Annotated in this window: 12 protein-coding genes; 1 reads left to right on the plus strand and 11 read right to left on the minus strand. The window is 65.2% G+C overall.

All coding sequences use genetic code 11. The annotated features are described in order from the left end of the window. Positions 1-171: 171 nt before the first annotated feature. Positions 172-2,556 carry a phosphoenolpyruvate synthase gene (gene ppsA / locus LPA45_RS08965; protein ID WP_116320658.1) on the minus strand — a complete coding sequence of 795 codons (2,385 nt, stop codon included), beginning with the start codon at positions 2,554-2,556 and terminating at the stop codon, positions 172-174. A 293-nt stretch (positions 2,557-2,849) separates the two neighbouring features. Here ppsA and LPA45_RS08970 point away from each other — a divergent pair, with 293 nt between their 5' ends. Continuing rightward, on the plus strand, positions 2,850-3,791 hold the full coding sequence (locus LPA45_RS08970; RefSeq protein WP_376790602.1) for a pyruvate, water dikinase regulatory protein: 942 nt from the start codon (positions 2,850-2,852) through the stop codon (positions 3,789-3,791). Between the two features lie 28 nt (positions 3,792-3,819). On the opposite strand, the gene LPA45_RS08975 is transcribed toward LPA45_RS08970, so the two are convergent. The 10 genes from LPA45_RS08975 to ispC form a co-directional block, all read right to left on the minus strand. Continuing rightward, positions 3,820-4,596, minus strand: a complete 777-nt coding sequence (locus LPA45_RS08975) for an RNA methyltransferase (RefSeq protein WP_116320657.1) — start codon at positions 4,594-4,596, stop codon at positions 3,820-3,822. Further along, on the minus strand, positions 4,593-5,321 hold the full coding sequence (gene rnhB, locus LPA45_RS08980) for a ribonuclease HII (RefSeq protein ID WP_233528193.1): 729 nt from the start codon (positions 5,319-5,321) through the stop codon (positions 4,593-4,595). Before rnhB ends, LPA45_RS08975 begins: the two co-directional genes overlap by 4 nt. Positions 5,322-5,350: 29 nt before the next feature. Continuing rightward, complete coding sequence (gene lpxB / locus LPA45_RS08985) at positions 5,351-6,559, minus strand: lipid-A-disaccharide synthase (protein WP_317919599.1); 1,209 nt, start codon at positions 6,557-6,559, stop codon at positions 5,351-5,353. Positions 6,560-6,572: 13 nt separating this feature from the next. After that, positions 6,573-7,376, minus strand: a complete 804-nt coding sequence (gene lpxA, locus LPA45_RS08990; protein WP_317919598.1) for an acyl-ACP--UDP-N-acetylglucosamine O-acyltransferase — start codon at positions 7,374-7,376, stop codon at positions 6,573-6,575. Between the two features lie 99 nt (positions 7,377-7,475). Beyond that, positions 7,476-7,925, minus strand: coding sequence for a 3-hydroxyacyl-ACP dehydratase FabZ (fabZ, locus tag LPA45_RS08995; RefSeq protein ID WP_116320654.1), 450 nt, complete (start codon positions 7,923-7,925; stop codon positions 7,476-7,478). A gap of 11 nt (positions 7,926-7,936) precedes the next feature. After that, positions 7,937-9,028 (minus strand): UDP-3-O-(3-hydroxymyristoyl)glucosamine N-acyltransferase, encoded by a 1,092-nt coding sequence (gene lpxD, locus LPA45_RS09000; protein ID WP_317919597.1) that lies wholly within the window; start codon positions 9,026-9,028, stop codon positions 7,937-7,939. A 44-nt stretch (positions 9,029-9,072) separates the two neighbouring features. Next, the gene (locus LPA45_RS09005; RefSeq protein WP_116320652.1) at positions 9,073-9,600 is read right to left on the minus strand and encodes an OmpH family outer membrane protein; all 528 of its coding nucleotides are present in this window, start codon (positions 9,598-9,600) and stop codon (positions 9,073-9,075) included. A gap of 22 nt (positions 9,601-9,622) precedes the next feature. Next, positions 9,623-11,932, minus strand: coding sequence for an outer membrane protein assembly factor BamA (gene bamA, locus LPA45_RS09010; protein ID WP_116320651.1), 2,310 nt, complete (start codon positions 11,930-11,932; stop codon positions 9,623-9,625). Positions 11,933-12,052: 120 nt separating this feature from the next. Beyond that, positions 12,053-13,456, minus strand: a complete 1,404-nt coding sequence (gene rseP / locus LPA45_RS09015; protein WP_116320650.1) for an RIP metalloprotease RseP — start codon at positions 13,454-13,456, stop codon at positions 12,053-12,055. 115 nt (positions 13,457-13,571) lie between these two features. Continuing rightward, complete coding sequence (gene ispC, locus LPA45_RS09020) at positions 13,572-14,753, minus strand: 1-deoxy-D-xylulose-5-phosphate reductoisomerase (protein WP_116320649.1); 1,182 nt, start codon at positions 14,751-14,753, stop codon at positions 13,572-13,574. Positions 14,754-14,771: the final 18 nt, after the last annotated feature.

The following is a 14,771-nucleotide window of genomic DNA, read 5'->3' on the forward strand; positions in this document are numbered from 1 at the left end:
TCCAATCGATTTCCGAAAACGATTCCCGGAATCGATTCGATTCCCGAAAAACAAAAACCCCGCAGCGCCAGGGGCGCCTGCGGGGCCGATTCAACACCTGACGCAGGGGCCGGTGCCAGCCGGCTGCCCGAAGGCGTGCCGGCTAATTTCGTTATTGTGACGTCAAAAGCCTCAGGAAGCCAGCTTCTGCCAGGTGTCGACCACCGAATCAGGATTCAGCGAGATCGACTTGATGCCTTCCTTGGTCAGCCACTCGGCAAAATCCGGGTGGTCCGAAGGACCCTGGCCGCAAATGCCGACGTACTTGTCCAGGCGGATGCAGGCCGAAATGGCGCGCGACAGCATGAAGCACACCGCCGGATCGCGTTCGTCGAAGTCCTTGGCCAGCAGCTCCATGCCCGAGTCGCGGTCCAGGCCCAGCGTCAGCTGCGTCAGGTCGTTCGAGCCGATCGAGAAGCCGTCGAAGAACTGCAGGAACTCTTCGGCCAGGATTGCGTTGGACGGCACTTCGCACATCATGATGATGCGCAGGCCATTCTCGCCGCGCTTCAGGCCGTGCTTGGCCAGCAGCTCGATGACCTTCTCGGCCTGGCCCAGCGTACGCACGAACGGCACCATGATCTCGACGTTGGTCAGGCCCATTTCATCGCGCACGCGCTTCATGGCCTTGCATTCCATCTCGAAGGCTTCGGCGAAGTCTTCGGCGATGTAGCGCGAGGCGCCGCGGAAGCCCAGCATCGGGTTTTCCTCGTCCGGCTCGTAGCGCGAACCGCCGATCAGCTTCTTGTACTCGTTGGACTTGAAGTCCGACAGGCGCACGATCACGGGCTTCGGGTAGAAGGCCGCGCCGATGGTGGCGATGCCTTCGGCCAGCTTGTCGACGTAGAACGCACGCGGGCTGGCATGACCACGGGCCACGCTTTCCACGGCCTTCTTCAGGTCGGCATCGACTTGCGGGTAGTCGAGGATGGCCTTCGGGTGGACGCCGATGTTGTTGTTGATGATGAATTCCAGGCGCGCCAGGCCGACGCCGCAGTTCGGGATCTGCGCGAAGTCGAAGGCCAGTTGCGGGTTGCCCACGTTCATCATCAGCTTGACGTCGATTTCCGGCATCTCGCCACGCTGGACTTCGGTCACTTCGGTTTCCAGCAGGCCGTCGTAGATACGGCCTTCGTCGCCCTCGGCGCACGATACGGTGACCAGCGTGCCATCCTTCAGGATGTCGGTGGCGTCGCCGCAGCCGACCACGGCCGGCACGCCCAGTTCACGCGCGATGATGGCCGCGTGGCAGGTACGGCCGCCACGGTTGGTGACGATCGCCGAGGCACGCTTCATCACCGGCTCCCAGTTCGGGTCGGTCATGTCGGCCACCAGCACGTCACCGGGCTGCACGCGCTCCATCTCGGACGGATCGTTGATCACGCGGACCGGGCCGGTGCCGATCTTCTGGCCGATGGCGCGGCCGCTGGTCAGCACGGGGGCGGTGCCCTTCAGCTTGAAGCGCTGCTCGGCCTTGCCGGCCGACTGGCTCTTCACCGTTTCCGGGCGGGCCTGCAGGATGTAGATCTTGCCGTCCTTGCCGTCCTTGCCCCATTCGATGTCCATCGGGCGGCCATAGTGCTTCTCGATGATCATCGCGTACTTGGCCAGCTCGGTCACGTCTTCGTCGGTGATCGAGTAGCGGTTGCGCAGTTCGCCCGGCACGTCGACGGTCTTCACCCGGCCGGCTTCGCCCGGCTTGGTGAATTCCATCTTGATCAGCTTGGAGCCGATCGAGCGGCGGATGATGGGGTACTGGCCGGCTTGCAGCGTCGGCTTGAAAACGTAGAATTCGTCCGGATTGACCGCGCCCTGCACCACCGTTTCACCCAGGCCGTAGCTGGAGGTGATGAAGACCACGTCAGGGAAGCCGGATTCGGTGTCGATGGTGAACATCACGCCCGACGAAGCCAGGTCCGAACGGACCATGCGCTGGATACCGGCGGACAGCGCCACCACGTCATGGGCGAAGCCCTTGTGCACGCGGTAGGAAATGGCGCGGTCGTTGTACAGCGAGGCGAACACGTGCTTGATCTTGTCCAGCACGTCGTCGATGCCGCTGACGTTCAGGTAGGACTCCTGCTGGCCGGCGAACGAGGCGTCGGGCAGGTCTTCGGCCGTGGCCGACGAACGAACCGCGAACGAGGCCTCGGCGCCTTCGCGCGCCGACACGCGGGCATAGAACTCACGGATTTCCTGTTCCAGGCGCGGCTGGAACGGAGCGGTGGCGACCCAGTCGCGAATCTCGGCACCGGCCTCGGCCAGGGCCTTGACGTCGTCGACGTCGAGCGCCTTCAGGCGCTGCGAGATACGCTCGGTCAGGTTGTTGTGGGCGAGGAAGTCGCGGAAGGCAAGCGCGGTGGTGGCAAAACCGCCCGGAACGCGCACGCCGGCTTCCGCCAGCTGGGAGATCATCTCGCCCAGCGACGAATTCTTGCCGCCGACGATTTCCACGTCAGCCATGCGCAACTGCTCGAACGGCAACACGTAGGCGCCGTTATCTGCCTGGTTAGTCATGAGAGCCTCAAAACAAAGTAGAAAACTTGTTGCGCATGCCCGGTATGTTGTTCGTGTTCTGTTCCCGGACTGATCGCTTGGCTAAGCAACCCCGAACTGGCGCTGCTGGACCCTGGCGCTACGGCTCTCATCGCGCAGCGCACATTGTCGACAATTCCGGACCCGATTGATTGCATGGCTTGTTGCACATGCGGGCCCCTCGCGGAATTGCTTAGCGAAAAGATCGCCGCTATTCTACCGTGCTGCGCCGCACTTTTCTGCGGAAGATTGAATCTATTTATTTGCGCAACCCCATGTCCCAGCCAGAAGCGCCCGGTACAGCGGATTCCGGGACCCAGCCTGGAACGCAGCCTGCCTCCCCGTCCACCCAAGCGACCGCGGCGACGCCCGCCGCAGCGGCCCAGACCGGCGATCGTCCGCCGGTGCGTACCGTCTTTATCGTCTCGGATGGCACCGGGATTACTGCGGAAACCTTCAGCCACTCGATCCTGGCCCAGTTCGAAATGCGCTTCCGCAAGGTGCGGATGCCGTTCGTCGATACCCCGGAAAAAGCACATATCGCGGTCGGCAAGATCAACGAGGCGTTCCATAACGAGGGTGTGCCGCCCATCGTGTTCACCACGCTGGTCAACCAGGAAGCGAACAAGGCACTGCGCCGCGCCAAGGCGATGATCCTGGACATGTTCCAGACCTTCATCGAGCCCCTCGAGAAGGAACTGGGACTGAAGTCCACCCACGCCATCGGCCGCTTCCACCAGAATGCCGATACCGAGGCGTACAAGAACCGGATCGAGGCGATCAACTTCTCGCTCGCACACGATGACGGCCAGTCGCACAAGAACCTCGAAGAAGCCGATGTGATCCTGGTCGGCGTGTCGCGCAGCGGCAAGACCCCGACCAGCCTTTACCTTGCGATGCAATACGGGCTGAAGGCGGCGAATTACCCGCTGATCCCGGACGATTTCGAGCGCGGCAAGCTGCCGTCGGCGCTGTATGCGTTCAAGAGCAAGATCTTCGGGCTGTCGATCGACCCGCAGCGCCTGACCGAGATCCGCAACGAGCGCCGGCCCGGCAGCAAGTACGCGGCGGTGGAAAACTGCCGCTACGAGGTCAATGAGGCCGAGGCGATGATGCGGCGCGAAGGCATCAAGTGGTTGTCTTCGACGCACAAATCGATCGAAGAAATCGCGACCACGATCCTGCAGGAGATCAAGGTCGATCGCGACAACTACTAAGAAAAAAGCGGCCACCTGGCCGCTTTTTTTATCGCCGCTGCCGCACCGCCTCGAACAGGCAGATCGCGGTGGCAGCCGCCACGTTTAGCGATTCCAGGCCGCCCGGCTGGGGAATGCCGACCTTGCGCTTCACGTGCTGCATCCACGCGTCGCTGACGCCGGCGCCTTCATTGCCGACTACCCATGCCACCGGCTCGCGCAGGTCGGTATCGAACACTGCGGCGTCGGCATGCGAGGACGTCGCCAGCAGCGGCAACGCCAGCCGTGGCGCCAGCGACTCCACGGTGCAGTGTTCGACGATGTTCAGGTGGAAATTGGCGCCCATGCTGGCGCGCAGCGTCTTCACCGACCAGGCGAACGCACACCCCGTTGCCAGGAACGCATGGCGGATACCCGCCGCGGCGGCGCTGCGCAGGATCGAGCCGACATTGCCCGCGTCCTGCACGCCGTCGAGGATGATGCAGTCCTCTTCGATGCGCGACGGCAGGTGGCCGGCAGGCGTCTCGATCACCAGCATCAGGTCGATGCCGTTGACCACGCCGGAAATCTGCGTGAACAGCGTATCGGCCAGCACAACCAGGCGCTCCGCGTCGACGCGCGCCAGCAATGGCGCGACCTCGGCATGGCCGTAGTGACGCTCGGATACCACGCAGGTGACTGGCTGGCCCAGTGCGTCCACATAGGCCTGGGCCAGGTGCACGCCGTCGAGCAACGACTGCCCGGCCTTGCGGCGCTGGTGGGTGGAGGTGGCCAGCGCCTTCAGGTGCTTGAACAGCGCGTTGTCGCGCGAGGTGACATGCTTCACGGTGCGTCGGTTTGCAGGGTGCCTGTCGGCGCGGCCTGGATGGGGGTGGTGAATTCGCTGACTTGGTCGCTGACTTCGATGACCTTGGCAACTGCCGTCACCGCGGTAAACATCGGACGCCGTGCCAGCGCCTCGCGCACCGGCGCGAACGTGCGGCGGTGATGCGGCGTGGCGCCGAACTCGGCCAGCGCGGCCAGATGCTGCGGCGTGCCATAGCCGACATGCGAATCGAAGCCGTACTGCGGATAGCGCTCGTGCAGCACCATCAGTTCGCGGTCGCGCGCCACCTTGGCCAGGATCGACGCGGCCGAGATCGCCCTGACCAGCGCGTCGCCCTTGACGATGGCTTCCACCGGGAACGGCACCTGCGGGCAGCGGTTGCCATCGACCTGCACCAGGTCCGGCACTACGCCGCTGGCGGCCAGTCCCTGCACCGCGCGCTGCATCGCCAGCATGCTGGCGTGCAGGATGTTGATCGTATCGATTTCCTCGACCGTGGCGAAGGCGATATGCCAGCCTAGCGCGCGTTCGCAGATCTTCTCGTACAGCGCCTCGCGCCTGGCGGCGGTCAGGATCTTGGAATCGGCCAGGCCGCGGATCGGGCGTTTCGGATCGAGCACCACGGCGGCGGCATACACCGGCCCTGCCAGCGGGCCCCTGCCCGCTTCATCGACGCCGCACAGCCGCTGGATCGCAGCGGCGGCCGGCGCCAGGTCCAGGCCCATCTGCGGCGAGGCCGCATTGCGACGCGCCATCAGACGGCCCCCCGGCTGTGCATCAGGTCCACCACTACATCGGCGGCCAGTTGCGCGGTATTGCACTTGAGGGTCTCGTGCATGCGGGTGAAATGCTCGTACAGGAAGGCGGTATTGCCCTCGTCGTTGAGCTGCAGCAGCGTTTCGCGGGCCAGCGCCTCGGGCGTGGCGTCGTCCTGCAGCAGTTCGGGCACGACAAAGCGTCCTGAAAGGATATTAGGCAATCCCACGTACGGCAGGTAACCCTGGCGCTTCATGATCTGCGCGGTCAGCCAGGGCACCTTGTACGAGATCACCATCGGCTTCTTGTAGAGCGCCGCCTCCAGCGTCGCGGTACCGCTGGCCAGCAGCACCACGTCAGCCGCCTCCATGGCCTGGTGCGACTTGCCGTCGACAATGGTCAGGCGCAGTTCCGGATACTGCTGGTGCAGTTCTTCGACAATGGCGCGCAACGGCGCGCTTGCCGCCGGCAGCACGAACGCCAGGTTCGGGTCCATGCGCTGCATCTGCGCCATCGCGGCAAAGAAGGTGGCGCCAAGATTGCGCACCTCTGACTGCCGGCTGCCAGGCAGCACCGCGACCACGCGGTGGCCGGCAGGCAGCCCCAGTTCGGCGCGCGCACCGGCGACGTCAGGCACCATCGGGATCACGTCGGCCAGCGGGTGTCCTACGTAAGTGGCGGGAATGCCGGCCTTGGCGTAGATCTCGGGCTCGAACGGGAACAGGCACAGGATGTGGTCCACCGCGCGCGCGATGGTGCGGATGCGCCCGCCACGCCAGGCCCAGATCGACGGGCTGACGAAATGCACCACCGGGATGCCGGCGCGGCGCAGCGGCACTTCCAGGCCGAAATTGAAATCCGGGGCATCGACCCCGATAAAGCACTGCGGCGGCTCGGCCAGCAGCCAGTCGCGCACCTCGCGCCGGGTGCGCAGGATCTCGCGCAGCGAGCCCAGCACCTCGACATAGCCATTGACCGACAGCGTTTCCATCGGCCAGCGCGAGACAAAGCCCTGCGCCGTCATGCGCCTGCCGCCGATCCCGGCGTACGCCATGGTATCGCCCAGGCGGGCCTGCAGCCCGCCCATCATCAGCGATGCCAGCAGGTCGCCGGAGGCCTCCCCGGCCACCATGGCGATGGTGCCGCGCCTGGCGGCGGCAGAACCGTTGCCCGTGGGCAAGCCACCCCGAATCGCGGCGTCGACCATGTGCGGACCGGTCTCAGCGCACGATGCCGCGCTGGGTGGCGGCAAGGAAGTCGGCGAACGCCTGTAGCGGCGCCGCGGTGCCGGCATCTGACTGGGCCAGCAAGGCGGCGATCTCGTTGCGGGCCTCGTCAAAGCTGAGGTCGGACTTGTAGAGCAGCTTGTAGGCCTGGCGCAGCGCGGCGATCTGGCCAGCGTCGAAGCCGCGGCGGCGCAGTCCCTCGACGTTGACGCCGTGCGGCGTCGCCTTGTTGCCGCCCTTGTCGCTGGCAGCGATCACGAATGGCGGCACGTCCTGCACCAGCGCCGAAGCGCCGCCCAGCATCGCGTGGGCACCGATGCGCACGAACTGGTGCACGCCGCTCATGCCACCCAGGATGGCCCAGTCGCCCACGTCGACGTGGCCGGCGATCTGCGCGTTGCTGGAGAACACGGTGTGGTTGCCGACCGAGCAGTCATGCGCGATATGCACGTAGGCCATGATCCAGTTGTCGCTGCCGATGCTGGTCACGCCGCGGTCCTGCACCGTGCCGGTGTGGATCGTGGTGAATTCGCGGATGGTGTTGCGGTCGCCGATATCGAGCCGGGTCGGCTCGTTGCGGTACTTCATGTCCTGGGGCACGCCGCCGACCGACGCATAGGGGCCGATATTGTTGCCCTCGCCGATCGTGGTATGGCCCTCGACCGTCGTATGCGAGCCGATCCGGGTGCCGCTGCCGATCCGCACGTTGGGGCCGACGATGGAGAACGGGCCGACGGTCACGTCGGATGCCAGTTCGGCCTTCGGGTCAACCAGGGCGGTGGGGTGGATTTGCGTCATACGTCCTGTCCTGTCTGTGTCTGGTGAAGAATGGGGCCCGTGCGCAGGGCAAAGGTTCCCGTCGGTGCCGCGCGGCCGGACGGCACGCGGCGGCCGGCCTCACTCAGCCTGCTTCACGGTGCACATCAGCTCCGCCTCGCAAGCGACCTTGTCGTCCACGGTGGCGAAGGCCTTGAATTTCCAGATGCCGCGGATGTAGCGCTCGACCGTCACATTCATGTGCAGCTGGTCGCCGGGATACACCACCTGCTTGAAGCGGGCCCCGTCGATGCCGACGAAGTAGTACAGCGAGCCTTCCTTGCGCTCCATGTCGGCGCCGAAGGTCAGCAGGCCGGCCGACTGCGCGAGCGCCTCCAGGATCATCACACCCGGCATCACCGGCTGGTCCGGGAAATGGCCCTGGAAGTACGGCTCGTTGATGGTGACGTTCTTCAGCGTCTTGATCCGCTTCTGCGGTTCGAACTCCAGCACGCGGTCGACCAGCAGGATCGGGTAGCGGTGCGGCAGCAGCTTGAGGATCTTCCGAATGTCAATGTCGGCTGCGGTCATGATGATTTCTCTTAGTCTTGTGAGGTTTGGGAGCCGGCGGATTGTCCGCGCAGGCGACGTTCCAGCGCCACCACCCGTTCGCGCAGCTTGCTCAGGCCGCGCACGATGGCTGCGTTGCGCTCCCATTCGCCGTGCGGCAGGAACGGGAAGACGCTGGTGAAATGGCCCCCGGGCTTGGTAATGGATTTGGTGATCGAAGTACCGCCTGACACTGTGGTCCGGTCGGCAATGGTCAGGTGGCCGGCAAAATTGGCCGCGCCCCCGATCACGCAGAAACGGCCGATGCGCGTGCTGCCCGATACCGCGGCGCAGCCGGCTATGACCGTATGGGCCCCGACCCGCACGTTGTGCGCAATCTGGACCTGGTTGTCGATCTTGCAGCCGTCCTCGACCACGGTGTCGGCCATGGCGCCGCGGTCGATCGCCGTATTGGCGCCAACCTCGACGTCATTGCCCAGCACCGCGCGTCCAGTTTGCGGGATCTTTACGTATTCGACCCCGGTGGCGCTGATATCGGGCGCGAAACCGAAGCCATCTGCGCCGATCACCACGCCGCTGTGCAGGATGGCGCGCGCGCCGACCACGCATTGATGGTAGACCGAGACGTTGGCGTACAGCAGCGAATCGTCGCCGATCTCCGCGCCGGCACCGACGTAGCCGTTGGCCAGGATGCGGACGCGCTCACCCAGACGTGCGCCGCGCTCGATGACCACGTTCGGGCCGATGTAGCACGACGCCGGCACGACCGCGTCGGGCGACACGCTGGCGCGCGGATCGATGCCGACGCGGGGGTCGGCATTGGCCTCGCCGTCGAAGCGCTGCGCCACGCGGGCAAAGCAGACGTAGGGATTGCGCGCGACCAGCCAGTTGCGGCCGTCGGCACGGCCCTCGGCGCGAATACGCTCGAGGTCGGCCGTCGACACGATCACGGCGCCGGCCTTTGAATCCAGCGCCTGCTGCAGGTAGAGCGGATTGGACAGGAACGAGAGTTCGCCTGCCGCAGCCTGGTCGAGAGGAGCCAGGCCAACGATCGCCAGGTCGGGATCACCCACAACCTGCGCGCCGTTCTCGGTGGCGAGCTGACCCAGTGTGGGTGTCTTCATGGCAGTACTTCCTGAAAAAAACGGTACGAAAGAACAGCGGCGGCTTACTTGCTGCCGCTGTTCAGCGCCTTCATCACCTCATCGGTGATATCGATGCGCGGGTTGACGTACACCGCTTCCTGCACGATGAGGTCGTACTTGCGCTGCTCCGCCAGCTGGCGGATCACGCGGTTGGCACGCTCGAGCACCTGCGCCAGTTCTTCATTGCGACGCTGGTTCAGGTCTTCGCGGAACTCGCGCTGCTTGCGCTGGAACTCGCGATCGAGGTCGGCCACCTCGCGCTGGCGGCGCTGGCGGTCGGAATCGGCCAGCACGGCGGTGTCCTTGTCGAGCTTGTCGGCCATGCCCTTGATCTTCTGGGCCATGTCCTGCAGCTCGCGGTCGCGCTTGGAGAATTCCTGCTCCAGCTTCACCTGGGCCAGCTTGGCCGGCTGCGAATCGCGCAGGATGCGCTCGGAATTGACGGCGGCAATGCGTGCCTCCTGGGCCATTGCCGGCATCGCGGCGCAGAGCGCGGCGGTGGCGAATGCAGCGGCGCCCAGGGATTTGACCAGTTTGGATGTTGTCATCATGAAAACAGATCCTTTTACAGAATCAGAATGCCGTCCCGATCTGGAACTGGAAGCGCTGGACCTTGTCGGTTTCCTCCCGGTTGAGCGGGAAGCCCATGCTGATCTTCAGCGGGCCGATCGGCGACAGCCACGACATGCCGAAGCCGGTCGAGTACTTGAGATCGCTGAACGAAATCGGTGCGCCTTCCTGGTAGACGTTACCGAAGTCGAAGAACGTGAACAGGCGCAGCGTGCGGTCGACGCCCGAGCCCGGCAGCGGGAAGATGAATTCCACGTTACCGATCATCTTGGAGGCACCGCCCACCGGGTTGCCGTTCTGGTCCTTCGGACCCAGCGTGCTGGTCTGGTAGCCGCGCACCGAGCCGATACCACCGGCGTAGAAGTACTTGAACACCGGGAACGGCGTGTTGCCGTAGCCGTGGCCGTAGGCGACTTCACCGTTCAGCGCCAGCGTGAACGACTTCGAGATCGGGTAGAAGTACTGCTGCTGCACGCTGGCGCGGTAGTACTGCGTATCGCCGCCCGGCAGGCCGACTTCCAGGTTGGCCTGGGTGTACGGACCCTTGGTCGGGACCAGCGCACTGTCGCGGCGGTCACGTGCCCAGCCGATCGTGAACGGGAAGTTGTTGATCCCGTCGCCGCTGTTCTTGCCGATCGCGTTCAGCCACTGCGTGTACTGGCTCGGCGTGTTGACCGAGGTATAGACCTGGGTGCGCTCGTAGCCGATGCCGAAGAACACGGTATCGACTTCCGAGAACGGCACGCCGAACTTGAAGCCGCCGCCGGCGGACACGATCTTGTAGTCCTGGTCGCCCGTGTAGTACAGGGGACGCGAGGTACGGTAGTAGATATCGGTCGAGCGGCTGATGCCATCCACCGTGAAGTACGGGTCGTACTGCGTCAGCGCGATGGTACGGAACGACTTGGCGGTGTTCACGTCCACGCCCAGGCTGGTACCGGAACCGAACACGTTGTCCTGGCGCAGGCCGGCCTGCAGCACCAGCTTGTCGGTGGACGAAAAGCCCACGCCCAGGCTGATCTGGCCGGTCGGCTTCTCGGTCACGTTGACATTCACATCGACCTGGTCGGGCGCGCCGGCCACGTCCTCGGTGGTGATGTTGGTGTCGGTGAAGTAGCCGGTCCGGTTGATACGCGCCTGCGACTGCTGCAGCTTTTCGCTGTCGAACCACGAGCTTTCCATCTGGCGCATCTCGCGGCGCACCACTTCGTCGCGGGTCTTGCTGTTGCCCACCACGTTGACGCGGCGCACGTAGACGCGCCGTCCCGGGTCGACCATCAGCGTCAGCGCGACTTCACGCTTTTCCTGATCGATGTTCGGCTGCGGGTTGATCGTGGTGAAGGCGTAGCCATAGGTGCCCAGCAGGTCGGTAATGGCCTTGGTGCTGGCGGTCAGCTTTTCGGACGAGAAGATGTCGCCCTTCTTCAGCTGCAGCAGCTTTTCCATTTCCTCCTGCTTGCCCAGCAGTTCGCCGGCCAGGCGGATGTCCGACACCTTGTACTGCTCGCCTTCCTTGATGTTCAGGGTCAGGAAGATGTCCTTCTTGTCCGGCGTGATCGACACCTGGGTCGATTCGATCGCGAACTCGAGGTAGCCGCGGTTCAGGTAGTAGGAACGCAGCGCCTCCAGGTCGGCCGTCAGCTTCTGCTTCGAGTACAGGTCATTCTTGGTGTACCACGACAGCCAGTTCGGCGTAGACAGCTGCATTTCGTCGCGCAGCGTGCCTTCCTTGAACGCCTTGTTGCCGACGATATTGATCTGGCGGATCTTGGCGACCGGGCCTTCCTCGACGTTGAACACGACCGAGACGCGGTTGCGGTCCACCGGCGTGACCGTGGTCTGTACGTCGGCAGCATAGTAGCCGCGCGCGACGTACTGGCGCTTGAGCTCCTGCTCCGCCTTGTCGATCAGCGCCTTGTCGTAGTAGCGGGCTTCGGCGACACCGACCGCGCGCAGCGAACGGCGCAGCGTGTCCTTGTCGAATTCCTTGATGCCGACGAATTCCAGCTGCGAGATCGCCGGGCGTTCTTCCACCTGCACGACCAGCACGCCATCTTCGGCGCGGATCTGCACGTCCTTGAAGAAGCCGGTATTGTAGAGGGCACGGATCGCATCGGCGCCCTTGTCGTCGGTAAAGGTTTCTCCGACGCGCACGGGGAGGTAGCCAAACACCGTACCCGGCTCGACGCGTTGCAGGCCCTCAACGCGGATGTCCCTGACGACGAACGGATCGGCAGCCCAGCCCGCCGGGCTCCAGGCTGCAATAACGGCACTCGCCAGCAAGCCTAGCGAAATGCGCTTATGTCTGATCAATGTTGATCCCCTCTTTGATTCCATCCAGGATTTTCCATGCCTCGTGGGACCGCGCATGGCAATGGCGCCCCCTGGCGACGGTGTCCGACGACACGACCGCCCCCTTGCCGACATGCGTTTCTAGCCGTTCGCCAGAAACATTCGGCTGACGTCATTGAACAAAGCGAGCGAGGTCAGGAGCAAGATGCAGGCGATGCCAACCTTTTGCAGCATTGCCTGCCAGTGGTCTGGGACGGGCCGGCCAGTCAAAAATTCCACGCAATAATACAGCAAATGCCCCCCATCCAGAACCGGAATAGGTAACAAATTCAGTACACCGAGGCTAACGCTGACCAGCGCCAGGAAGCTGACAAAGGCCTGCAGGCCGAGGTTTGCGGCACGCCCGGCGTAGTCGGCCACGGTCAGCGGACCGCTCAGGTTCTGCAGCGACGCCTGCCCCACCAGCATCTTGCCGAGCAGCTTCAGCGACAGCGCGCTGGTGTCCCACACCTGGCCGAAGGCGCGGGTCAGCGCCTCGTCCGGACGGTAGCGCACCGTCTCCATCTCTACGGCCTGGCTGAGGGCCGCGCCCAGTTTGCCCGCCGGCGGGGCCGGCGCGCCGCTGGCGTCTTTTTCGCCGTCGCGCGGGGCGGCAGCATCCAGTGTCACCGGCACGTCCAGGCGCTTGCCGTCGCGCTCGATGCCGAGCGTCACGGTCTGCCCGGGCTGGCTGCGCACCGCCTTGATCAGCGCGCTGGCCTGGGTCAGCGGGGTGCCCTGCCAGGCAACGACGCGGTCGCCCTTCTTCAGCCCGGCACGCTCGGCGGCCGAATCTGCCAATACCTCGGTGATGGTGACCGGCCCGCCCTTCAGATGCAGGCCGAGCGTGCTGAGCGGATCCTGCTCCGGGTTGCCGCCGGTATTGGGCAGGCGCGCCAGCGTGACGTCCCGCTCGGCGCCGTCGGCGGCGCGCACGCGCAGCACGGCACGTGTATCGCCGAAGCCCTCGGCGAAGACCGCCATGCGCAGGTCGTTCCAGGAACGCACCGCTTCGGTATGGCCGTTGGCGGTCAGCGACAGCACCCGGTCGCCTTCGCGCACGCCGGCCTGTTGCGCCATGGTACCGGCCGCCGGTGCGGCGACGATGGGGGCGGGTTCGCGCATGCCGCCGGTGAACAGCGCGAAGTACAGCACGATCGCCAGCAGGAAATTGGCCATCGGCCCTGCCGCGACAATGATGAAGCGCTTGCCGACCGGCTGGCGGTTGAACGCGCGCGGCAGGTCGGCCGGATCGATCGGGGTGTCACGCTCGGGATCGACCTCACGCTCGTCCAGCATCTTGACGTAGCCGCCCAGCGGGATGGCCGCCACCGTCCATTCGGTGCGGTCGCGGCTCTTCGAGATCCAGCGCAGCAGCGGCCGCCCGAAACCGATCGAAAAGCGCAACACCTTCACGCCGCAGGCGCGCGCGGCGAGGTAATGCCCCATCTCGTGCACGTAGATGAGCACGCACAGGGCAACGATGAAAGCGAGTACGGTTTGCATGGCGTTGGGACGTCAGTAACAGTGGCTGGACTGGCGCGCCGGATCCGGGTGTTCCGGCATGTCCGGGGCCGCCGCAGCCGCTATTGTCGCAGATGCGGCTGGCCGGCCCGTCGGATCAGCGGCGCAGCGCCAGTCCGGCAACGGCCGCGCGCGCTGCGTCGCGCGCCACGCGGTCGGCATCAAGGATGGCGTCGAGCGTGTCCGCCGGGCCGGCCGGTGCCGCCTGGAGCACTTGGGCCACCAACCGCGCGATGTCAGTGAAGCGCACTTTTCCGCTCAGGAATGCTTCGACCGCCACCTCGTTTGCCGCATTGAGCACGGTCGGCGCCACCCCACCGGCGCCCAGGGCGTCGAAGGCGAGACCCAGGCACGGGAAGCGCTGCAGGTCCGGCTTCTCGAAATGCAGCCCGCCTGCCAGCGTCAGGTCGAGCGGCGACACGCCGGCATCGATGCGCTCGGGATAGGCCAGGCCGTAGGCGATCGGCGTGCGCATGTCCGGATTGCCCAACTGCGCCAGCACCGAGCCGTCATGGTAGGCCACCATCGAATGTACGATGCTCTGCGGGTGGATCAGCACCTCGATGCGCTCGGCCGGCGCGCCGAACAGCCAGTGCGCCTCGATTACTTCGAGGCCCTTGTTCATCATGGTGGCAGAGTCGACCGAGATCTTGCGGCCCATGACCCAGTTCGGGTGGGCGCAGGCCTCATCGGGAGAAATGTCGTGCAGCGTGTCGGGATCGCGCGTGCGGAACGGCCCGCCCGACGCGGTCAGCAGCACCCTGGCCACGCCGCGGCCATAGCGCGGATCGTCGGCCGGCAGGCACTGGAAGATGGCGTTATGCTCGCTGTCGATCGGCAGCAGCGTGGCGCCATGCTCGCGCACCGCGTCCATGAAGATGCGGCCAGACATCACCAGCGCTTCCTTGTTGGCCAGCAGCACGCGCTTGCCGGCACAGGCAGCGGCCAGCGTCGGGCGCAGGCCGGCGGCGCCGACGATCGCGGCCATCACGGCGTCAGTCTGCGCATCGGCGGCGACCGATTCCAGCTCGGCCTCGCCGTAGCTGACTTCGGTATCGACGCCGGCATCGCGCAGCAGCGTCTGCAGCTCCCCCGCCGCCTCGGCGCTGCCCACCACGGCGCGAGCCGGGCGGAACGCCATGCATTGATCGGCCAGCTTGCGCACTTGCCGGTGCGCCGTCAGCGCATGCACGGTGTAGCGGTCAGGATGGCGGCGGACGACGTCAAGCGTGCTTTCGCCGATCGAGCCGGTGGCGCCCAGGATGGTAATGCGCTGCATATCAGACCGATTCAGAGA

The sequence above is a fragment of the Cupriavidus sp. Agwp_2 genome (assembly GCF_040784895.1).
Taxonomy (GTDB): domain Bacteria; phylum Pseudomonadota; class Gammaproteobacteria; order Burkholderiales; family Burkholderiaceae; genus Cupriavidus.